The following is a 21,568-nucleotide window of genomic DNA, read 5'->3' on the forward strand; positions in this document are numbered from 1 at the left end:
GTGCCCGGTGCGGGCGTCGTGTTGTGAGTATTTTTGGAACGGTGAAAGCTCATGCGAAGTCGCGCCATGTCCAGCCGGGGCGTTTGGCGGTGATCGCATCGCGGATATGTTTGGGCGGCTCATGGGTCTGGGCGGGATAGCTGCCGTAGACCTCGAGCGTCACGGTATCGCGGGCCATGATGAACCACTTGCCGCAGCCGTTGTTATGCCGCCAGCGTTCGAAATGCGCGCCTTTGGGGTTTTCCTTGGCGAACATGTAGGTGTGGAACTCATCATCCGCCGAGCCGGGGCCGAAACGCTTGAGATGCGCCTCGCCGCCTTGGTGGAATTCCGTCTCTTCGCCCGTAACGCCGCAGCAGGGGCAGGTGAGGATTAGCATTTCATTGCTCCACATTTCAAAAGCGACACGATTAAATCCCCGAAAATGGCTGTGAAAGAACCCAGTATTGTAGTCCAAGTCACATGAGGACCAATTATGCCCTTGGGAACGACATGACCCGCACTGTCAAAAAGATGTGCGGGATTGCCGGTCAAAAACTCTCTCTTTTCCAAGTAGAAGAATACGGCAAGAGCTAGAAGAACAGAAAGAGCACCGGCTCGGGAAAGCGCCTCGGGAACCAGTCCGGTCCAATCGAGAAACATGCCGAGTCCCAATAGCAAACCTGACGCAATCCACAGAACAATAGCGTAGGGTCTCAGGCGATTCTTTATTGTATCTTCCTTCGGATACTCCATCAGTGCGCCACCCCCGCAGCCACGGATTCATCAATAAACCGCCCCTGATAGAAGCGGTCGAGGCCAAACTCGTCGCAGAGCGGCGAGTGGCCCTTGGCCATCAGTTCGGCAAAGCCCCAGCCGGAGCCGGGGATGGCCTTGAACCCGCCCGTGCCCCAGCCGCAGTTGATGAAGATGCCATCGACCGGGGTTTTCGAGAGGATCGGCGAGCGGTCGCCGGTGACGTCCACGATGCCGCCCCATTGGCGCAGCATCTTGAGGCGGGCGACCATCGGGAAGGTCTCGATCAGGGCGCGCACGGTCTCCTCGATATGGTGGAAACTGCCCCTCTGCGTGTAGTTGTTGTAGCCGTCGGTGCCGCCGCCGATGACCATCTCGCCCTTGTCGGACTGCGACATGTAGCCATGCACGGTGTTGGCCATGACGACGCAATCCATGCAGGGCTTGATCGGCTCGGAGACCAGCGCTTGCAGGGCGACGCTCTCGATGGGCAGGCGGAAGCCCGCCATGTCGGCGAGGTGGCCGGAGTGACCGGCGACGACCAGCCCCAGCTTGTCACAGGCGATATCGCCGCGATTGGTGGTGACACCTGTGACCTTGTCGCCGTCACGGCTGATCCCGGTGACTTCGCATTTCTGGATGATGTGCATGCCCATGGCCGAGCAGGCCCGGGCATAGCCCCAGGCCACGGCGTCATGCCGCGCCGTGCCCGCACGCGCCTGCCAGAGGCCGCCCAGCACCGGATAGCGCGGGCCGTCGAGATTGATGATCGGGACGATTTCCTTGACCCGCTGGGGCGAGATGAATTCGGTGGTCACGCCCTGGAGCGCATTGGCATGGGCCGTGCGCTGATAGCCGCGCACCTCATGCTCGGTTTGCGCCAGCATGATCACTCCGCGGGGCGAATACATGATGTTGTAGTTGAAATCCTGGCTCAGCGTCTCGTAGAGCGAGCGGGATTTCTCATAGATCGCCGCCGAGGGGTCTTGCAGGTAGTTGGAGCGGATGATCGTGGTGTTGCGGCCAGTATTGCCGCCGCCAAGCCAGCCCTTCTCCAAAATCGCGACATTGGTGATGCCGAAATTCTTGCCGAGGTAATAGGCGGTGGCGAGGCCATGACCGCCCGCGCCCACGATGATGACATCGTATTTCTTTTTGGGCTCGGGCGAGGCCCATGCCCGCTCCCATCCCATGTGGTAGCGGAGCGCCTCTCGGGCGACGGCAAAGGCGGAATAGTGTTTCATGCGCGCTCTCGGGGTTGGTGGATTCGCAAGGGGCGTAGCGTTGGCACCGTAATGCGATGGACGGCCCGGGGAAAGGATACCCGGGGCGGCGATTTGCGTATCAATAGCGACATTGCGACATCGGGGCGCGCCCCACCCTCGGCCAAGTGACCATCTGCCTCTTTTTTCCGCCGCTGCGGGTCGTTACATGGGGGCAGTCACCCGAGGAGAGACAATGGTATTCTGGATCATCGTGGCGGCCCTTGCAATCGGGGTCGGGGCCATATTGGGGCTGACGCTCATGCGTGGCCGGGTGGGCGAGGCGCCACCTGCGGCCTATGACCTCGACGTCTACCGCGATCAGCTGCGCGAGATCGAGCGTGATACGAAACGTGGCGTGCTGGAGGCCGAGGATGCCGAACGGCTGCGCGCCGAGGTGTCGCGCAAGATCCTCGCCGCAGATGCGCAGCTGCGCGCGGGCGGCGAGAGCGGCGGGCAACCAAAGGCGCTCGGGGTGGCGATGGCCGGCGTCGTGGTGGCAATGATCACCGGCGGTGGCGTGTTGCTTTATTCGAAGATCGGCGCGCCGGGTTACGGCGACCTGCCGATGGCCACGCGGATCGCTAATTCCGAGGCGGCGCGCGCCGAACGCCTGGATCAGGCGGCGGCCGAGGTCCGCTTTGCCCCGCAGGACACCGCCCGGCCCGACGGCACCAGCGACGAATATATGGCGCTGGTCGAGCGGCTGCGCGAAACGGTGGCGGAGCGGCCCGAGGATCAGCAGGGCTTGCGCTTTTTGGTGCGCAGCGAGGCGGCGCTCGGCAACATGGAGGCCGCGCGCCGAGCGCAGGCACAGCTGATCGAGGTCAAGGGAGACGGCGCGAACGCGGAGGATTACGCCACGCTGGCCGAGTTGATGATCAACGCCACGAGCGGCTATGTCTCGAGCGATGCCGAGGCGGCGCTGCGCGAAGCCCTCGACCGCGACCCGCGCGCGCCGACCGCGCGATTCTACCTTGGCCTTTACATGACGCAGATCGACCGACCCGATGCAGCGTTCCGGCTGTGGCGCGACCTCCTGGAGGACAGCACGCCCGACGCGCCCTGGGTGCCGCCGATCCGGGCAGGCATCGAAGAATTGGCGGCGCGGGCAGGCGAACGTTATGGATTGCCGCCGTCCGTGGGCGCGCCCGGTCCCTCGGCAGGTGATATCGAGGCCGCCGAGGACATGGACCCCGAAGCCCGGCAGGAGTTGATCCGGGGCATGGTCGCGGAACTGGCCAACCGACTTGCGCAAGAGGGCGGCACCGCCGACGAGTGGGCCCGGCTGATCAACGCCTATGGCGTGCTGGGCGAGACAGGCCGCGCGCGCCGCATCTGGACCGAAGCGCAGGCGGTCTTTGCCGAGTTCCCGCGCCGTCTTGCCACCGTGCGGGCGGCGGCGGAGAACGCAGGTGTGGCAGAGTGATCGTCGAGGATATCGCCGGGTTCGCCGCCGCCCTGCCGCGCGCGCGCGCGATAATGGGCCTTGATCTGGGGACAAAGACAATCGGCGTGGCGCTGTCAGACCGGCTTTGGTCGGTGGCAAGCCCGCATGAGACCGTGAAGCGCCGCAAATTCGGCCTCGATGCCGCGCATCTGCTGGAGGTGATCGCGGCGCGCGAGGTGGGCGGCGTGATCCTCGGCCTGCCGCGCAACATGGACGGAAGCGAGGGGCCAAGGTGCCAATCCACCCGCGCTTTTGCCCGCAATCTGGCCGCGCTGACCGACCGGCCAATCGGTTTCTGGGACGAACGCCTGTCCACGGTGGCCGCCGAACGGGCCCTGCTGGAGGCGGATGCGACCAGAAAGCGTCGCGCAGAGGTGATCGACAGCGTCGCGGCAAGCTATATCCTGCAAGGGGTGCTGGACCGGATGAGGCATATGAGGGCAGAACATGACGGATGAAACACCGTGGCAGCGCGATGAGGTCGAAAGCCCCTGCGTCCGGGTCTGCGTGGTGCACCCCGAGGCACGGATCTGCACCGGCTGTCTGCGCTCCATCGACGAGATCACCCGCTGGTCGAAAATGAGCGGCGCTGAGCGGCGCGAGGTGATGGCCGCCCTGCCCGACCGCGCCGGACTGCTGAAAAAGCGTCGGGGCGGCCGCGCGGCGCGGCTGTCGCGCGGCTGACGCGCTTTCACGTTTTCCGGAGCGGCATGGCGTGCCCGTCCGCGCTGTGGCAGGCTCGACCAACGCCATGAAAGGACGCGCAGATGCTCCGCCCCCTGATCCTACTCGCCAGCCTGCTGTTGCTTCCGGTGAGCCTTGCCGCACAAGAGACCGCACCCGCGCCGGAGACGATCCCTGAGCCTCCCTCCGACAGCGCCCCCGCCGCCACGCCCGAAGGCCCCATGACGCTCGACCGGCTCGACGCGATCGTGCGCGCGCTCGACCCCGAGGCGCAATCAAACGGCACCATGTGGCAGCTCACCATCAACGAGGTGCAGGTACTGATCGTCACCGACGAGGCCGCCGACCGCATGCGCGCCATCACCCCCATCGCCAAGGCCGACGAGGTCTCGGCCGAGGACATGCAGCGCATCCTTCAGGCCAATTTTGACACAGCGCTCGACGCGCGCTACGCCATCGCCAAGGAGATCCTTTGGTCTGCCTATATCCACCCGCTGACACCGCTTGAAAAGGATCAGCTCATTTCCGGGCTCGGCCAGGTGGTGAACCTCGCGCAGAGCTATGGCACGCTGTATTCAAGCGGCGCGCTGCGCTATGGCGGCGGCGACAGCGGCGCGCTGCAACGGCAGTTGATCGACGACCTGCTGAAGAAGGGTCAGGAGATCTAGCCGTCACGGTCCCTTGCGCTCGGGTCGGTCGCGCTCTAAATCAGAGATAGACCGTGACGAAGGAGACGACCATGGCCATGCTCGCCTCGGATCTTGAAGCGTTGATCCGCGAAGCCCTGCCGAATGCCCGCATCCGGGTCGAAGGTGACGACGGCGTGCACTTCTCGGCAGAGGTGATCGACGAGAGCTTTCGCGGGATGAACCGCGTGCAGCAGCAGCGCGCGGTCTATGCCGCGCTCAAGGGCAGGATGGACGGCCCCAACGGCGCGGTGCATGCGCTCGCGCTCACCACAAAGGCCCCGGAGTAACCCGTTTTGGACGTCCGCCTGATCGTCGCTTTCCTGCTGTTGCCCTTCGTGGCGGTCTTCGTCTACGCCACATGGTCGGAATACAGCCGGTTCAAGCGTGAGGGGCGCGCCGAATACGGGCTGACTTACGACCCTGAAACAAATACTACCCATGTGGGTGCCATCGCCGAGGATGACGAAAGCTACGATCCCGAGAGATACACCCCCGGCGACGGCGACGACACCGCCAGCACCCAATCCGATCCCGCTGATACCAACGAACAGGATAGCCGCACATGACCGACGCAAAATCCCGCATCGAGGAAACCGTAAAATCCGCCGACGTGGTGCTCTACATGAAGGGCACAAAGGACATGCCGCAATGCGGCTTCTCCAGCCGCGTGGCGGGCGTTCTCAACTACATGGGCGTCGATTTCGCCGATGTGAACGTGCTCGCCGACGAGGAAATCCGTCAGGGCATCAAGGATTATTCAGACTGGCCGACCATCCCGCAGCTCTACGTCAAGGGCGAATTCGTCGGCGGCTGCGACATCATCACCGAGATGACCCTCTCGGGCGAGCTTGACCAGCTCTTCGAGCAGAACGGCGTCACCTATGACAAGGCCGCCGCCGAGAAAATCCGCGAAGCCAACGCCTGAGCGAATGGACCTTCCTCCTCGGGCAGTCACCGGTCATCCTCGGGCTTGACCCGAGGATCTCCCGGCCACCAGACTGTCCGGTCAAGCCGGGCGATCACGCAGGACGGGCAGCCCACCTCATTGCCGCGTCCAGCCCCAGAGGCACAGCATTTCCATCGCCACATGCGCCCCGGCAATCGCCGTGGACCCGGTCGTATCAAAAGGCGGCGACACCTCCACCACATCGCCGCCCAGCAGGTTAATGTCGGCCAGATCGCGCAGCATGATCGCCGCCTGCGCCGAGGTAAGCCCGCCCCAGACCGGCGTGCCCGTGCCGGGCGCATATGCCGGGTCCAGCGCGTCGATATCGAAGGTCATGTAGACCTGAGCATCGCCGACGATCTCCTTGATCTTGCTTGCGGTTCTGACCGGGCCCTCCAGATGCACCTCGCGCGCGTCGATGGTCGTGATGCCCATCGTGTCAGGGTTCACCGTGCGAATGCCCACCTGCACCGACCGCTCGACGTCGATCAGCCCCAGTTTCACCGCCTTGTAGAACATCGTGCCATGATCGATCCGCCCCATGTCGTCATCGACCCAAGTATCGGAATGCGCATCGAACTGAACCAGTGCCACGGGCCCGAACTTCTCCACGTAAGCCTTTAGAATCGGAAGAGAAATATAGTGATCGCCGCCAAGCGTGATGGTTGCCGCACCGGCGTCGAGGATGCCCCGGATATGCGCCGTCAGCGCTTCGGGAAACTCGGCGATCTTGGCGTAATCAAACGCCAGATCGCCATAATCCACAATGCTGAGGCTTGAGAGCGGATCATACCCGTCCCACCCATAAGGCGGATCGAACACCTGCAACGCACTCGCCTCGCGAATGGCGCGCGGCCCCAACCGCGTGCCCGGACGGTTGGTCACCGACTGATCAAACGGCACCCCGGTGATCGCCACATCCACGCCGGTCAGATCCTTGGTATAGCGCCGCCGCGCAAAGGACAGCGCCCCACCAAAGGTATTCTCATAACTCAGACCACGCGAGGTTTCGCGCGTAAACGCCTGATCGACTTGTGTTTTCGCATCTTCCAGCGCCATATCACGCCCCTCCGTTCACCGGCTGTGCCCGCTCCACCAGCCGGGCAAAGAACGACGCCCCGGCCGGGGCTACAGCATCGTTGAAATTAAACCCCGGATGATGCAGACCCGGCCCGTCGCCTTGGCCCAGGAACAGATAACAGCCCGGGCGCTCCTGCAGCATGTAGGAGAAATCCTCGGCCCCCATTTCGCGGGTGCGATCCGCGATCACTGCGTCGGCCCCCGCGACCTCCCGCGCCACCTCTGCGGCAAAGCCAGTCTTGTCGGCATCGTTCAGCGTCGCCGGATAGCCCAAGTCGATTCTCACCTCCGCGCGCACGCCATGCGCCGCCGCCGTGCCCTCGGCGACCTCGCGCAGCCGCCGGTGCACCATCGCCTGAACCTCAGGGCTGAAGGTGCGGATTGTGGCGTTGATATAGGCGGTCTCGGGAATGACGTTGTCGGCACTGCCGGTATGGATCTGCGTGACCGAAATCACCAGATCATCCAAAGGGTTACGGTTCCTTGTTATGATCGTCTGGATGGCCTGCACGATCGCCACGGCAGCGATCACCGGATCGCGCGTCTCATGCGGAAAGGCACCGTGCCCGCCTTGCCCGATCACGTCCACATGCAGCGTATCCACCGCCGCCATGATCGGCCCCGGCGTCGTCTCGAACGTGCCCTCCGGCGCGCCCGGCAAGGTATGCAGCGCATAGACCTGGTCCACTGCGTGACGGGTCAGGACACCCTCCTCGACCATCACGCGGCCACCGCCCGGCCCCTCTTCGGCGGGTTGAAAGATCAGCACCACCTTGCCCGCGAAGTTCCGTGTTTCGGCAAGGTACTTGGCCGCACCGAGAAGCATGGTGGTATGCCCGTCATGGCCACATGCATGCATCTTTCCGGGGCGTTGGCTGGCATACTCGACCCCGGTGATCTCCTCCATCGGCAGCGCGTCCATATCGGCGCGCAAGCCGATGCAGGGGCCCTCGCCCTGCCCCTCGATCACCGCGACGACGCCGCTCTCGGCAACGCCCGTCTCGATCTGGGTGATCCCGAACTCCCGCAACCGCTCGACCACGAAGGCTGCCGTCTCATGACAGTCGAATCCGATTTCGGGATTGGCATGCAGGTGCCTGCGCCAGGTGGTCATCTCATCGGCAAAGCCCGCTATGCGGTTGATCACGGCCATCTCTGGACATCCTTTCCTTCTCGCGTCAGGGTCCACTCAACCCCAAAGCAGAGGCCGCTGCAATGCCTGACGACACGCTCATTCACGACCCCAAAGGCGGCATGCCGCGCCTGATCGCCATCATGGCGCGGTTGCGCGATCCCGAGACCGGCTGCCCCTGGGATATCGAGCAGGACTTTGCAAGCATCGCCCCCTATACCATTGAAGAGGCTTACGAAGTCGCCGATGCCATCGAACAGGAAAACTGGCCGGGATTGCGCGGCGAATTGGGCGATCTGCTGCTGCAGGTGATCTTTCACGCGCAGATCGCGCAGGATCGCGGGTTCTTCAATGTCGAGGACGTGGCCAATGCGATTTCCGACAAGATGGTCGCGCGGCATCCGCATGTCTTCGGGGCCGAGAGCCGTGACAAGAGCGCCGAACAACAGACCCGCGACTGGGAGGCGATCAAGGCCACCGAGCGGGCAGCCGAGGCCAAATCCGGCACGCTCGACGGGGTGGCGCTCGGGCTTCCGGCCCTGCTGCGGGCCGTCAAGCTGCAGAAACGCGCCGCACGCGTGGGCTTTGACTGGCCTGAAACCTCTCACGTTCTCAGCAAGATACAGGAAGAAGTTGAAGAGCTTCACGAGGCCGCAGAGCATCTAACACAAGACAAGGTCGAAGAGGAATTCGGCGATCTCCTGTTCGTCATGGCCAATCTCGCACGGCACATGCATCTGTGCCCAGAAACCGCTCTGCGCCGCGCCAACGCGAAATTCACCCGCCGGTTCGAGCGGATCGAGGCGCTGTTATCCGAGGCGGGCATGACACCCGATCAGTCGGATCTTACGGAGATGGACGCGCTCTGGAACCGCGCCAAGGCCGAAGAACGCGGCGAGGCCTGAGCCTCGCCTGCGTCTTCTTCTTGGCAACAATACCTTAATAATCCTTCGGTTTACGCCTCAATCTTAATGTTGGACAACGCGGCATCGCAGCGTTTGCAGGTGCCGGGATGGGCGTGATTGCCCACATCCGGCAGAATCTTCCAGCAACGCTGACATTTCTCACCGTCCGCCTTGGCAAAGACCACGCCGACCGTATCCACTTCGGGCAGGCGGAACGCCTCATCGGGGCGCGGCGTGTCAGTGAGGGTGATGTCCGAGGTGATGCAGATATCCTCGAAGTTAACCGACTTCAGCGCCGCCAGCATGCCCGTATCGCGCACATGCACGATGGGGGCCGCCTCCAGTGAGGCCCCGATCACCTTGTCGCTGCGCTGCACCTCCAGCGCCGCCGTCACCACGCGCCGCGCTTGGCGCACCTGCGCCCATTTCGCCGCCAGCGGTTCGTTCAGCCAGTCGGCGGGGGTGTCCGGGATATCGGTCAGATGCACCGAGCTTTGCGCGCCAGGGAAGCGCTCCAGCCAGACCTCTTCCATGGTAAAGACCAGCACCGGCGCAAGCCAGGTGGTCAGCCGGTGGAAGAGCAGATCAAGCACCGTCCGCGCCGCACGGCGACGTGCAGTATCGCCATCGCAATAGAGCGCGTCCTTGCGGATGTCGAAATAAAAGGCTGACAGCTCGATCGTGGCGAAGTTGAATATCTGCTGGAAGACACCTTGAAAATCATAGGCTTCATAGCCCATCCTCACCTTGTGATCCAGCTCGGCCAGCCGGTGCAGCACCCATTGCTCCAGCTCCGGCATCTCCGAGTGTTCAACGCGGTCCGCCTCGCTGAAATGGCTCAGCCCGCCCAGCATGAAACGCATCGTGTTGCGCAAGCGGCGATAGCCATCGGCCACGCCCTTGAGGATCTCGGGCCCGATGCGCAGATCGGCCGTGTAATCCGCCTGCGCCACCCAGAGCCGCAGGATATCGGCCCCGTATTGCTTGGTCACATCCTCGGGCGCCACGGTGTTGCCGAGCGATTTGGACATCTTGTTGCCCTTCTCGTCCAGCGTGAACCCGTGGGTGAGCACCCCGCGATAGGGCGCGTGCCCGATGGTGCCGCAGGCCTGCAACATCGAGGAATGGAACCAGCCGCGATGCTGATCGGTGCCTTCGAGGTAAAGATCGGCGATGCCGTCCTCGGACCCGTCGTCGCGGTCGCGCAGCACGAAGGCATGGGTGGAGCCGGAATCGAACCACACATCGAGAATGTCGTCGACCTTGTCCCAATCGTCCGGGTTGACGATGCCGCCCAGGAACCGCTCCTTGGCCCCCGCTTTATACCACGCATCCGCCCCTTCGGCCTCGAAGGCCGCAAGGATGCGCGCGTTCACCTCGGCGTTGCGCAAGAGGTAATCGGGATCGGTGGGCGTGGCCCCCTTCTTCGTGAAGCAGGTGAGCGGCACGCCCCAGGCACGTTGACGCGAGAGCACCCAGTCGGGCCGCGCCTCGATCATGGAATAGAGCCGGTTGCGCCCGGTTTTCGGCGTCCATGTCACCAACTCGTCGATGGATCTGAGCGCACGCTCGCGGATGGTGGTGCCGTATTCGTCCTGCCCGTCACCGACCGCGCGGTCGATGGCGGCAAACCATTGCGGCGTGTTGCGATAGATCACCGGCGCCTTGGAGCGCCAGCTATGCGGATAGCTGTGCTTGATCTTGCCCCGCGCCAGCAGCCCGCCGACCTCCACCAGCTTGTCGATGACGGCCTTGTTGGCGTTGCCCTCTTTCCCCTTGCGATCAAGAATGAATTTGCCGCCAAAGAACGGCAGATCCGGGCGGAACGACCCATCGTCAAGCACGTTGTAGGTGATCACCTGCCCCAGCATCCCGAGCCCGCGATAGAGCTCGTATTCCTCCATCCCGTGGCTCGGCGCGCAATGGACAAATCCCGTGCCCTCCTCATCGGTGACGAAATCAGCGGCCCGAAAATCGCGGGGGGCATCCCATTCGCCGTTTGAGCCTTCTGCCCCGGCGAGCGGGTGTTGCAGCGACAGGCCCGCCAGCTCATCGGCGGTGACGTCGCGCAGGCGCGTATACATCCCTTCCTCCAGACGAGCGCGGGTCATCACGTCCCCGGCCAGCTTGTCCGCAAGGATGAACTTGTCGCCCACATTGGCCCAGCATTCACCGGGCGTGCCAGTCACCTCGTAGAGGCCATAGGAAATGTCAGCGCCATAGACCACGGCCTTGTTGGATGGGATGGTCCAAGGGGTCGTGGTCCAGATGACGATGAAGGCGCCCTTCAGGTCACCCGCACCTTTGTACTCTGCCTTGGCATTATCGCTCAAAGTTCCATCTGGTTTGTCAGCGACAACGGGAGCACCAACTGAGAAATCACTGACTTTGAACTTCACCCAAACCGTAAAGCTCTCCTTGTCGTGATACTCCACCTCCGCCTCGGCCAGCGCGGTTTTCTCGACCGGCGACCACATCACGGGCTTGGAGCCCTGATAGAGCACGCCGGTCATCAAGAACTTCTGGAATTCCTCCGCGATGATCCGCTCGGCGCGGAAATCCATCGTTAGGTAAGGCCGGTCCCAACAGCCGGTGATCCCCAGCCGCTTGAATTCCTCACGCTGGATATCGATCCAGCCCTCGGCGAACTTGCGGCATTCCTGCCGGAAATCGACGATATCGACCTTGTCCTTGTCCATGCCCTTGGCGCGGTACTGTTCCTCGATCTTCCATTCGATGGGCAGACCGTGGCAATCCCAGCCGGGGATATAGCGCGCGTCGCGGCCCATCATCTGCTGCGAGCGCACCACCATGTCCTTGAGGATCTTGTTCAGCGCGTGACCGATATGCAGGTGGCCGTTGGCATAAGGAGGGCCATCGTGCAGGGTAAAGGGCGCACGGCCCTCCGCCCGCTCGCGCAGCCGCTCGTAGATGCCGATCTCTTCCCATCGGGCGAGCCATTCCGGCTCGCGCTTGGGCAGGCCCGCGCGCATCGGAAACTCGGTCTGCGGCAGGTTCAGGGTGTCTTTGTAGTCGGGCATGTCATAACACATGGGTGACGTCCTTTGTCACGGGGTGTTGAAAATCTGGGGGTCTGGGGCGGCGCGATGGCTCAAACGCCTGTGATCCCGGCGGCTCGATAGGGTCAGAGCGCCGGGCATGTAATTCGAATAATGATCGCGAAGGTCTGCGTCATGGCCCGCCTTATAGGGGGGGCGAACGGCAACGTCCAGAGGGCGATGACGCACGCGGACCCGCCCCGGTGCACTGCGTCGTCATCCTCGGGCCTGACCCGAGGATCTCCCGGCCAGATGATCATCCGGTCTAGCCGGATGATGACACTTCCCCCGGGGCTTGCCTCCACCGCCCCGACAGGCCACATAACACCCATGAGAACCGCCCTGCCCCCGCGTTTTGACATCACCCGCCCCGAGATCGAGCGGGTCGTCGCCGCGTTCTACGAGGCGGTGCGCGCGCATCCCACGCTCGGCCCGGTCTTTGCCGTGCATGTCGATGACTGGCCGGCGCATGAGGCCAAGGTCGCCGATTTCTGGGCCAATTCCATCCTGCATGAGCGGGTCTATGACGGGTCGCCGATGGCTGCACATGTGAAGGCCAGGAATGTCCGGCCCGGCATGTTCTCCACCTGGCTCGACCTGTTTGACAGTGTGTTGAGCGCTGAGTTGCGCCCGGATCAGGCCGCCGCATGGTCGGCCCTGGCGCATCGCATCGGGCGGTCCTTGCGCGCCGGGGTGGTCGAGCGTGACACCCTGCCCGGCGGGGTGCCGAAGCTGCGCTGAGACCGTCGCTGGAAATTCCGGCAGTACCCCCAAAAGCCCGCAGCCCGGACATCCGCTGTTAGCGCCATCACGATTGCACGGCGCGCGCCCCTCGCCTAAGACGGCGGAAACTCCATCCTGACCAAAGAGGGCATCGCATGTCGCAGGCCGAGCAAAGACAGAAACTCCGCGAGGGGCAAGGCTTTATCGCCGCGCTCGATCAATCGGGCGGCTCCACCCCCAAGGCGCTGCGCCTCTACGGGGTCGAGGAAAGCGAATACGCCTCGGACGCCGAAATGTTCGACCTGATCCACGCCATGCGCGCCCGCATCGCGCAGGCCCCGGCCTTTACCGGCGAGAAGGTGCTCGGCGCGATCCTCTTCGAGATGACCATGGATCGGGACATTGGCGGCAAGCCCGCGCCCGACTTCCTCTGGCAGGAGCGCGGCGTGGTGCCGTTTCTCAAGGTCGACAAGGGGCTGGCCGACGAGGCAGACGGCGTCAAGCTGATGAAACCGATGCCGGACCTCGACGCGCTGCTCGCGCGCGGCGTCGAGGCGGGGATTTTTGGCACCAAGATGCGCTCGGTCATCGACGCGGCCAATGAAGCGGGCATCGAGGCCGTGGTCGCGCAGCAATTCGAGGTCGGGCAGCAAATCCTCGGCCACGGGCTCGTGCCGATCATCGAACCCGAGGTCACGATCTCCATCGCCGACAAGGCCGAGGCCGAGGAGATGCTGCGCGCCGCGATCCTGGCGCAGCTCGACGCCCTGCCCGCCGATCAGGAGGTGATGCTCAAGCTGACCCTGCCCGAGGCACCCAATCTCTACGAGGCGCTGGTCAATCACCCGCGCGTGCTGCGCGTGGTGGCGCTGTCGGGCGGCTATAGCCGGGAGGAGGCCAATGCGCGTCTGGCGCAGAACCGGGGCGTGATCGCAAGCTTCAGCCGCGCGCTGACCGAAGGGCTCTCGGCCCGGCAATCGGATGCTGAGTTCAACGCCACGATCGCCGCCTCGATCGACGGTATCCACAAGGCCTCTGTCGCGGGCTGAGCGCGCTCGACCGGGGCCCGGCGCGCGCTCAGACCCGAACGCCGCGCCGCCCCGCCAGGTCGGTGAAATACTGCCAGGCCACCCGGCCCGAACGCGCACCGCGCGTGGCCTGCCATTCGATCGCCTCGGCGCGTAAGGTGGCGTCGTCGATCTCGACCCCGTAGGCATCGCAATAGCCCCGGATCATCGACAGGTATTCGTCTTGATCGCAGGGATGAAAGCCCAGCCAGAGCCCGAACCGATCCGAGAGCGACACCTTTTCCTCGACCGCCTCGGAGGGGTTGATCGAGGTCGAGCGCTCGTTCTCGATCATGTCGCGCGGCATCAGGTGGCGGCGGTTCGAGGTGGCGTAGAAAACCACGTTCTCGGGCCGCCCCTCGATCCCGCCATCGAGCACCGCTTTCAACGATTTATAATGCTGGTCGTCATGACCAAAACTCAGATCGTCGCAAAACAGCAGAAACCGCGCATCCGCCCCGCGCAAAAAGTTCAGCAGACGACCCACCGAGGGCAGATCCTCGCGCTGCAATTCCACGATCTTGAGCGGCAGCCCCTCGGCTCGCACAGACGCATGTACCGCCTTCACAAGGCTCGATTTCCCCATGCCTCGCGCGCCCCATAGCAGCGCGTTATTGGCCGACAGACCGCGCGCGAATTGCTGGGTATTGGCAAGGAGCGTATCACGCGACCGGTCGATGCCGACCAGAAGCTGCATATCGACTCGGTTGACGGTCGCCACCGGCTCGAGCCGATCCGGCGACACATGCCAGACAAAGGCATCGGCTGTGTCGAAATCGGGCGCGGTCAGCGGGGCGGGGGCCATCCGCTCCAGCGCGGCGGCGATTCGGTCCATCGGGTCGGCGGTCATTCAGTCCTTGTCCTTGCCCTTGGCGGCGTCGCGGTCGAACTCGGCCTGCAACTCCTCCTCGTCGGGGACGATCTCGTCATCGTCGTCGTCATCGAACCACAGGCCCTGTTCGCGCAGTTCCGCCTCGCGCTTGCGCTCCACGCGCTGCACAAGCTGGATCGATACCTCGTAGAGGCCGTAAACCACGACGAAGAGAATGATCTGGGTGATGACATCGGGCGGCGTCACCAAGGCGGCCAGCACAAGGATGCCGACCACAGCGTATTTGCGCACCGACCGCAGGCCCGGCGCGCTCACCAGCCCCGCCTTGCCCATAAGCGTGAGCAGCACGGGAAGCTGGAAACAGAGACCAAAGGCCACAATGAACTTGATCGTCAGGTTGAGGTATTCCTGCGCGGAGCCCTGGAACACCACCGACAGGGGAGCCGCGCCCTGCACGCCCTCGACCACCTCGCCCTGCCCGCCGAATTGCTGGAAACCGAGGAAGAAGTCATAGGCCAGCGGGGTGACCACGTAGAATGCGAAGGACGCGCCGAGGAAGAACATGAACGGGGACGCGACGAGGAAGGGCAGGAACGCGCCCTTTTCCGATTTATAGAGCCCCGGTGCCACGAACCGCCACATCTGGTTGGCGATATAGGGAAAGGCCAGCATGAACCCGCCCAGAAGCGAGACCTTGATGGCGACGAAGAACCCCTCTTGCGGGGAGATGAAGATCAGGTCGCAATCCTGCCCGCGCTCGGCCAGGACCTGACAGAGCGGCGCGGTGAGGAAGTTGAAGATCGGGGTGGCGACGGTGAAACAGATCACCATGCCGATGATGAAGGCCACGACCGAATGGATCAGCCGCGTGCGCAGTTCCGCCAGATGCTCGATCAGCGGGGCACTGCTGTCGTCGATCTCGTCTGGGCTGCTCATGCCTTGTCCTCGGCCTTGGTCTTGGCCGCGGCGGGCTTGCTGGCCTTGGCCCTGGGTTTTGCTTTGGGCTTCGGCTTGGCAGCCTTGCTAGCGGGCGCGTCCGTGGTCTGCGCCTCGGCGGTCTTGGCCTCCGCCTCGGCCTCGGCGGCGCGGCGGGCGGTGGCCATCTCGCCTGCCTTTTCACGGATCTTGTCGGCCTGCGCCTGCCGTTCGGGGCTGAGCGCGGGGGTGTCAACCGTGGTCAGATCGCGGGTCGCGTTCTCGGTCGTCTTCCTGACCTCATCCATCGCCGATTTCATCGGGTTGGACGCGGCCTTGAAGGTTTTCTGGATATCGTTCACGCCGGATTGATCGGCGGCATCATTCATCGCGCGGCTGAATTCGCGCGCCATGCCCTTGGCCTTGCCCACGAATTTGCCCACGGCTTGAAACATCCCGGGCAGGTCCTTGGGGCCCACGACGATCAGCGCCACGATGCCGATGAGCAAAAGCTCGGTCCAGCCCAGGTCGAACATTTGGCGATCAGACCTTGTCTTTTTTGTCTTCGGGGGTCACGTCGCGGGCGGTCTCGACCTCGTCGTCCTTCTTGGAGTCCTCGTCGAGCTCCTTGGTGCCCTCGGCAACACCCTTCTTGAACGAGGTGATGCCCTTGCCCACCTCGCCCATCAGCGAGGAAATCTTGCCGCGACCGAATAGCACCAGCACCACCACGGCGATGAGAAGAAGGCCGGGAAGGCCGATATTGTTCAGCATGTCTGTCTCTCCCTTTCACGGGGGTCCATCGATCGCCCCCGGGAATATCATTGGTTTATCTAGTCGTTCAAAGCGCCGGTTGGAAGCACCAATGCGAGCGCGCGCCCCTAAAACATGACAATTTCTTTGCCCCCACCCTAGGTGCGCGCCGCAAGGCGGTCAATCGCCCCCCTGCGCCTCGGCGCGGCTCTTGCCGCTGACATTCTGCGCCAGCGTTGCCGCCATGAACTGATCGAGATCGCCGTCCAGAACCCCCTTGGTATCGGAGGTCTCCACCCCGGTGCGCAGATCCTTGACCATCTGGTAGGGTTGCAGCACGTAAGAGCGGATCTGATTGCCCCATCCCGCATCGCCCTTGTTGTCATGCGCCTCGTTGATCGCGGCGTTGCGGCGGTCAAGCTCCTGTTGGTAGAGCCGCGATTTCAGCGCCTTCATGGCGATGTCGCGGTTCTGGTGCTGGGATTTCTGGCTTGAGGTCACAACGATGCCGGTCGGGATATGGGTGATCCGTACCGCCGAGTCGGTGGTGTTGACGTGCTGCCCACCCGCGCCCGAACTGCGATAGGTGTCGATGCGGATATCGGCGGGATTCACCTCGATCTCGATATTGTCGTCGACTACCGGATAAACCCAGACCGACGAAAACGAGGTGTGGCGCTTGGCCGCCGAATCGAACGGCGAGATCCGGACAAGGCGATGCACGCCCGATTCCGATTTCAGCCAGCCATAGGCATTGTGCCCGCTGATCTTGTAGGCGGCGGATTTGATCCCCGCCTCTTCCCCCGCCGATTCCGATTGCAGCTCGACGGTGTAGCCGCGCTTTTCGGCCCAGCGGACATACATCCGCGCCAGCATCGACGCCCAGTCGCAGCTCTCGGTGCCACCGGCGCCCGCATTGATCTCAAGGAAGGTGTCATTGGCATCCGCCTCGCCGTCGAGCAGCGCCTCGAGCTCCTTGGCGGCGGCCACCTTCGCGAGGGTGCGCAGCGCGGCCTCGGCCTCGCTCACGACCTCGGTATCGTTCTCCATCTCGCCCAACTCGATCAGGCCAAGCTGATCCTCCATCTCCTGCTTGATGTTGTCATGGGTCTCCAGCGCGTCGACCAGCGCCTGCCGCTCTCGCATCAGCTTTTGCGCCTGCGCGGGGTCGTCCCAGAGCGTCGGGTCCTCGACCCGGGCATTAAATTCCTCCAGCCGGTGCTGGGCAGTCTCCCACCCCAGCCGCTGGCGCAGCAACTCGAGCGATTTTTCGATCTCGGAAACGAGGGTCTGGGTTTCGGCGCGCATTGTCTGATCTGTCCTTGCCTGCTCAGATGCGGGTGATATCGCAGGGCGGCGGGCCGGGCAAGGGCAGCACGTCATCGCGGAGATGCGCATCACGGGCATACTGGATCCGGTTCTGGCCGTTTGCTGCCGTTGCAGTGAGCCGCGCAGGATGCTTCAATCGGATGTCCGGTTCAGGCTATTCCGCCCCATCGGCACATCCGGAGCCCAGCCCTAGTAAAGCCCGCCCGAACTCATTGACCCAAAGGTCGCCTTGCCGCCGACCTGTGCCTTTTCGCCGGTCGAGGTGGTCACGTCGCGCACCTGCTCGTTTTCACCGCCGCTGTAAAGATCGAGATCGTTGCCCATCGCAAAGCCGCCATCATAGGCCACTCCGAAGATCGGCTCCTCGCCGTCGCGGAAATACTCGGCCACGACATTCGCCCCCTCGGCGTCGTCGGGCAGACGCGCGCCGCTGAACCGGTCGATCTTGATGAATTGACCGCCGGGCGGCACCTCGAACGGACCGCCACCATACTTGGCCACCGCGTCGGTCATGAATTCCTGAAACACCGGCCCGCACATCGACGCGCCATAGGCCGCGCGCCCAAGTCCGCGCGGCTGGTCGTGTCCGATATAGCACCCGGCGGCAATATTGCTGGTAAAGCCCACGAACCACACGTCGCGCGCATCATTGGTGGTGCCGGTCTTGCCCGCCACCGGAACCGGCAGGTCGATCGCTCCCGACGCGGTGCCACGATCCACCACGCCTTTCATCATCGAGGTGAGCTGATAGGCGGTGACCGCATTCATCACCCGCTCGCGATCCGACACGATGCGCGGGCCCCGGCCCTCGGGCAGGGTGGGATCGTCGCAATCCACGCATTGCCGCTGATCCTGGGCATAGATGGTGCGGCCATAACGGTCCTGCACCCGGTCCACGAGGCTCGGACGCACCCGCTCGCCGCCATTGGCGAACATTGCATAGGCCGCAACCATATTGAACAGCGTCGTCTCCTCGGAGCCCAGCGAATTCGCCAGAAACTTGCCCATATTGTCATAGACCCCGAAACGTTCGGCGTAATCCGCGATCACATCCATCCCCACCTCCTGCGCGAGGCGGATGGTCATCAGGTTGCGCGATTGCTCGATGCCGGTCCGCAACGGTGTCGGACCGTAATACTTGTTCGATGAGTTGCGCGGCCGCCACAAACCCTGCGGCGTGTCGATCTCGATCGGCGCGTCGATGATGATCGTGGCCGGGGAATAGCCGCTGTCGAGGGCTGCGGCATAGACAAAGGGTTTGAAGCTGGAGCCGGGCTGGCGCATCGCCTGGGTGGCGCGGTTGAACACCGAATGTTGATAGGAAAACCCGCCCTGCATCGCCAGAACCCGGCCCGTGTTGACATCCATCGCCATGAAGCCGCCCTCGACCTCGGGCACCTGCCGCAGGCTCCAGCGGAGGAAATCGCCGCTCCCGTCCTCGGTCATTCGGCGCACATGCACCACGTCGCTTGGGTCAAACGTTTCGTGGAAATCGCCGGGCAGCCAGGCGATATCGGCGCGCGGCACCTCCTGCACGCCCTCGACGCCTTCGATGCCGATACGCATCGTCTGGTCGCCGGTCTCCAGCACCACCGCCGGATACCATTGCCCGTTCAATTCGATATCGCGCGGCACACGCAGATCGTTGAGTGCCGCGCGCCAGCTGTCCTCCGAGGCGAGCGCCTCGACCGGCAGGGTCTGCCCGGTGCCACGCCAGCGCCCCCGTCCCCGATCATATTGCTCCAGCTGGCGTCGCAGCGCGCGGGCCGCATTCTCCTGCATCTCGGGATCGACGGTTGCCCGCACCGACAGCCCGCCCGAGAAAAACTCGCCCTCGCCGAAATCCTCGCTGAGCTGTCGGCGGATCTCGTCGGTAAAGTAATCGCGCGGCGGCAAATCGGCGCTGAACGGCGCGAAATCTCCGTTCTGCACCGAGCGCAGCGGCGCCTCGCGCTCCGCATCATACTCCGCCTCGGTCAGATAGCCGTTCTCCCACATCTCCCGCAGCACGAAATTGCGTCGGTCGAGCAGACGCGCCTTCTCGCGCACCGGGTGATAATCGCTCGGGGCCTTTGGCATGGCCGCGATGGTCGCCGCCTCGTGCGGGGCCAGTTCGCTCAGGGTCTTGTTGAAATAGGTCTGCGCGGCGGCGGTGACGCCATAACTGTTCTGACCGAGGAAAATCTCGTTCAGGTAAAGCTCGAGAATCTTCTCCTTGCTCAGCGTCTCCTCGATCCGGGTGGCAAGGATGATCTCCTTGATCTTGCGTTCCAGTTGCCGGTCGCCGGAGAGCAGAAAATTCTTCATCACCTGCTGCGTGATGGTCGAGGCGCCACGCAGATTGCGCCCGCGCGACTTGACAGCATCGACGATGGCCGAGGCGATGCCCACGGCGTCATAGCCGCCATGCTCGTAGAAATTCTTGTCCTCGGCACTGATGAAGGCCTGTTTCACCAGATCGGGAATATCCTCGGCAGGGGTGAAGAGCCTCCGCTCGCGGGCAAACTCGTCGATGATCCGCCCCTCGCTGGAATAGATCCGGCTGATCGTGGGCGGCGTGTAATTGGCCAGGCTCTCATGGCTTGGCAAATCCTTGCCGTAGATATGCAGGATCGCGCCGATCGACAGCCCGACGATCACCACGATCAGGGTGATCAGGCTGAAGACAGTGCCGAACAGGCTCAGAATCGGTCGAAACACGCGCGCCCCCGCTGGATGAATGCGCCTCATATAGGCATCACTGGCGCAAGGGTCAAAAGGATTGGCGCGGCCCCGCTCATTGCCGTACCAGCCCGGCGCGCGCCGCATCAGCGTCGCGCCATGTCCCGAGCGCATCGCGCAGGGTCTCCGCCACCTGTGCCCGCCAGTCGGCATCACGCAGGTTCTTGAGGTCGCGCTGGCTGGAGAGAAATCCCAGTTCGATCAGCACCGAGGGGATGTCCGGGGCCTTGAGCACAGAGAACCCGGCATGCCGCTGGGGCCGCGACAAGAGGGGCAGATCGGCGGCGCGCAATGTATCGAGCAGCACCTCCGCCAGATGATCGGCGCGCGGCTGCGTCTCCATCCGCGCCAGATCCATCAGCACGTCGGCCACCACGTCGTCCTTGCCGCTCAGATCGACCCCGGCGAGGATATCGGCGCGGTTGTGGCGCTCGGCCAGCGCGGCACTCGCGGCATCCGACGCGCTGTCAGAGAGCGTATAGACCGACGCCCCGCGCGCCCGCGCGCCCGAGAGCGCATCGGCATGCAGCGACACGAACACATCCGCCCCGGCCCGATGCGCCAGTGCCACCCGCCGCTCCAGGCTGACGAATTCGTCGGCATCGCGGGTCAGCACCACCTCGAAGCCGCCCGCGCGCATCAGCACCTCGCGCAATTCGCGCGCGAAGGTCAGCATCAAGTCCTTTTCCTGCGTGCCATCCGCCTCAGCCCCCGGATCAATGCCGCCATGCCCGGGATCGAGCACCACGCGCAAGGCACCGCTGTGGGGCGCGGGCGGCTCGGGCACGGGCGCGGCGGCGGGCAAATCCCAACCCGGCAGGTCAGGCGCGCCCGCCTCAGCGGCAAAGGTCTGCGGATCCGGTGCGCCGAGGCGCAGTTGCAGCAGGGCCATGCCGCTCTGCGGATCGACACGCAGCCCGGCCTCTTCCAGCACATGCGGCCCTGCGAGATCGACCACCATGCGCGACCAGCCGGGCCGGATCTGCCCCAGCCGCAGGCCAAGCGCGCGTTGCCCGTCGATCAGTTCGCGCGCTCCCGCGCCCTGCCAGTCCACCTCGCGGAAATCGAGCACCAGACGCGCCGGATCGTCGAGTGTGAAGACCCGCCAAGGCACGCCCTGCGACAGCGCCAGCGTCACATCGAGCCCGCCGCCCGCATCGGTGATCGCACTCCGCGCCGGATCGAGCCGCGCCAGACCGCTGAATCCTTCCCCCTGCGCCTGCGCGCTAAAGGCACAGACCAGCAGCGCCAGCTGCATCAGCCATGTTCGAATGATACTGCTCATC

Annotated in this window: 23 protein-coding genes; 10 read left to right on the plus strand and 13 right to left on the minus strand. The window is 64.0% G+C overall.

Going from position 1 to position 21,568, the window contains the following annotated elements; translation table 11 throughout:
• Positions 1-49 precede the first annotated feature (49 nt).
• The 3 genes from ACSSV4_RS03395 to ACSSV4_RS03405 are packed head-to-tail and all read right to left on the minus strand — an operon-like array spanning position 50 to position 1,979.
• Positions 50-379 (minus strand): sarcosine oxidase subunit delta, encoded by a 330-nt coding sequence (locus ACSSV4_RS03395; protein WP_454273458.1) that lies wholly within the window; start codon positions 377-379, stop codon positions 50-52.
• Positions 373-735: a hypothetical protein gene (locus ACSSV4_RS03400; RefSeq protein WP_454273460.1), complete on the minus strand. Its 363-nt coding sequence runs from the start codon at positions 733-735 to the stop codon at positions 373-375. The genes ACSSV4_RS03395 and ACSSV4_RS03400 overlap by 7 nt, the downstream gene beginning before the upstream one ends.
• Positions 735-1,979 (minus strand): sarcosine oxidase subunit beta family protein, encoded by a 1,245-nt coding sequence (locus ACSSV4_RS03405; RefSeq protein ID WP_454273461.1) that lies wholly within the window; start codon positions 1,977-1,979, stop codon positions 735-737. Before ACSSV4_RS03405 ends, ACSSV4_RS03400 begins: the two co-directional genes overlap by 1 nt.
• 214 nt (positions 1,980-2,193) lie before the next feature.
• Between ACSSV4_RS03405 and ccmI the strand changes: the two genes are divergently transcribed.
• From ccmI to grxD, 7 genes are all read left to right on the plus strand, one after another.
• Entirely contained in the window at positions 2,194-3,426 is a 1,233-nt protein-coding gene (ccmI, locus tag ACSSV4_RS03410) for a c-type cytochrome biogenesis protein CcmI (protein ID WP_454273463.1), read from the plus strand.
• Positions 3,423-3,905, plus strand: a complete 483-nt coding sequence (ruvX, locus tag ACSSV4_RS03415; protein ID WP_454273465.1) for a Holliday junction resolvase RuvX — start codon at positions 3,423-3,425, stop codon at positions 3,903-3,905. The genes ccmI and ruvX overlap by 4 nt, the downstream gene beginning before the upstream one ends.
• Complete coding sequence (locus ACSSV4_RS03420) at positions 3,895-4,131, plus strand: DUF1289 domain-containing protein (protein ID WP_454273467.1); 237 nt, start codon at positions 3,895-3,897, stop codon at positions 4,129-4,131. The genes ruvX and ACSSV4_RS03420 overlap by 11 nt, the downstream gene beginning before the upstream one ends.
• Before the next feature lie 83 nt (positions 4,132-4,214).
• On the plus strand, positions 4,215-4,799 hold the full coding sequence (locus ACSSV4_RS03425; protein WP_454273469.1) for a type III secretion system chaperone: 585 nt from the start codon (positions 4,215-4,217) through the stop codon (positions 4,797-4,799).
• Positions 4,800-4,870: 71 nt separating this feature from the next.
• On the plus strand, positions 4,871-5,107 hold the full coding sequence (locus ACSSV4_RS03430; protein WP_454273471.1) for a BolA family protein: 237 nt from the start codon (positions 4,871-4,873) through the stop codon (positions 5,105-5,107).
• 6 nt (positions 5,108-5,113) lie between these two features.
• A complete protein-coding gene (locus tag ACSSV4_RS03435; protein ID WP_454273473.1) occupies positions 5,114-5,386 on the plus strand; it encodes a hypothetical protein in 273 nt (90 codons plus the stop codon).
• Entirely contained in the window at positions 5,383-5,745 is a 363-nt protein-coding gene (gene grxD, locus ACSSV4_RS03440) for a Grx4 family monothiol glutaredoxin (RefSeq protein ID WP_454273475.1), read from the plus strand. The genes ACSSV4_RS03435 and grxD overlap by 4 nt, the downstream gene beginning before the upstream one ends.
• A gap of 117 nt (positions 5,746-5,862) precedes the next feature.
• On the opposite strand, the gene speB is transcribed toward grxD, so the two are convergent.
• Positions 5,863-6,825 (minus strand): agmatinase, encoded by a 963-nt coding sequence (gene speB / locus ACSSV4_RS03445; protein ID WP_454273477.1) that lies wholly within the window; start codon positions 6,823-6,825, stop codon positions 5,863-5,865.
• Position 6,826: 1 nt separating this feature from the next.
• A complete protein-coding gene (locus ACSSV4_RS03450; RefSeq protein WP_454273479.1) occupies positions 6,827-7,999 on the minus strand; it encodes a M20 aminoacylase family protein in 1,173 nt (390 codons plus the stop codon).
• Between the two features lie 62 nt (positions 8,000-8,061).
• On the opposite strand from ACSSV4_RS03450, the gene mazG reads away from it, so the two are divergent.
• Entirely contained in the window at positions 8,062-8,883 is an 822-nt protein-coding gene (gene mazG / locus ACSSV4_RS03455) for a nucleoside triphosphate pyrophosphohydrolase (protein ID WP_454273480.1), read from the plus strand.
• A 50-nt stretch (positions 8,884-8,933) separates the two neighbouring features.
• On the opposite strand, the gene ileS is transcribed toward mazG, so the two are convergent.
• Positions 8,934-11,936 carry an isoleucine--tRNA ligase gene (gene ileS / locus ACSSV4_RS03460; RefSeq protein WP_454273482.1) on the minus strand — a complete coding sequence of 1,001 codons (3,003 nt, stop codon included), beginning with the start codon at positions 11,934-11,936 and terminating at the stop codon, positions 8,934-8,936.
• 336 nt (positions 11,937-12,272) lie between these two features.
• Between ileS and ACSSV4_RS03465 the strand changes: the two genes are divergently transcribed.
• Together ACSSV4_RS03465 and ACSSV4_RS03470 are read left to right on the plus strand one after the other, a co-directional pair.
• Positions 12,273-12,683: a group III truncated hemoglobin gene (locus tag ACSSV4_RS03465; protein WP_454273483.1), complete on the plus strand. Its 411-nt coding sequence runs from the start codon at positions 12,273-12,275 to the stop codon at positions 12,681-12,683.
• A 137-nt stretch (positions 12,684-12,820) separates the two neighbouring features.
• Positions 12,821-13,714 carry a fructose bisphosphate aldolase gene (locus ACSSV4_RS03470; RefSeq protein ID WP_454273485.1) on the plus strand — a complete coding sequence of 298 codons (894 nt, stop codon included), beginning with the start codon at positions 12,821-12,823 and terminating at the stop codon, positions 13,712-13,714.
• 28 nt (positions 13,715-13,742) lie between these two features.
• On the opposite strand, the gene ACSSV4_RS03475 is transcribed toward ACSSV4_RS03470, so the two are convergent.
• The 7 genes from ACSSV4_RS03475 to ACSSV4_RS03505 form a co-directional block, all read right to left on the minus strand.
• Complete coding sequence (locus tag ACSSV4_RS03475) at positions 13,743-14,582, minus strand: ATP-binding protein (protein WP_454273486.1); 840 nt, start codon at positions 14,580-14,582, stop codon at positions 13,743-13,745.
• Positions 14,583-15,500 (minus strand): twin-arginine translocase subunit TatC, encoded by a 918-nt coding sequence (gene tatC, locus ACSSV4_RS03480; RefSeq protein ID WP_454273488.1) that lies wholly within the window; start codon positions 15,498-15,500, stop codon positions 14,583-14,585.
• The gene (gene tatB, locus ACSSV4_RS03485; protein ID WP_454273489.1) at positions 15,497-16,015 is read right to left on the minus strand and encodes a Sec-independent protein translocase protein TatB; all 519 of its coding nucleotides are present in this window, start codon (positions 16,013-16,015) and stop codon (positions 15,497-15,499) included. Before tatB ends, tatC begins: the two co-directional genes overlap by 4 nt.
• 7 nt (positions 16,016-16,022) lie before the next feature.
• Positions 16,023-16,253 (minus strand): twin-arginine translocase TatA/TatE family subunit, encoded by a 231-nt coding sequence (locus ACSSV4_RS03490; protein ID WP_454273491.1) that lies wholly within the window; start codon positions 16,251-16,253, stop codon positions 16,023-16,025.
• Between the two features lie 159 nt (positions 16,254-16,412).
• Positions 16,413-17,540 carry a peptide chain release factor 2 gene (gene prfB, locus ACSSV4_RS03495; RefSeq protein ID WP_454273493.1) on the minus strand — a complete coding sequence of 376 codons (1,128 nt, stop codon included), beginning with the start codon at positions 17,538-17,540 and terminating at the stop codon, positions 16,413-16,415.
• 210 nt (positions 17,541-17,750) lie between these two features.
• Entirely contained in the window at positions 17,751-20,261 is a 2,511-nt protein-coding gene (locus ACSSV4_RS03500) for a penicillin-binding protein 1A (protein WP_454273872.1), read from the minus strand.
• Positions 20,262-20,337: 76 nt separating this feature from the next.
• Complete coding sequence (locus tag ACSSV4_RS03505; protein WP_454273495.1) at positions 20,338-21,567, minus strand: N-acetylmuramoyl-L-alanine amidase; 1,230 nt, start codon at positions 21,565-21,567, stop codon at positions 20,338-20,340.
• Between the last annotated feature and the right edge of the window lies 1 nt (position 21,568).

It is taken from the genome of Roseovarius sp. MBR-154 (assembly GCF_053628595.1).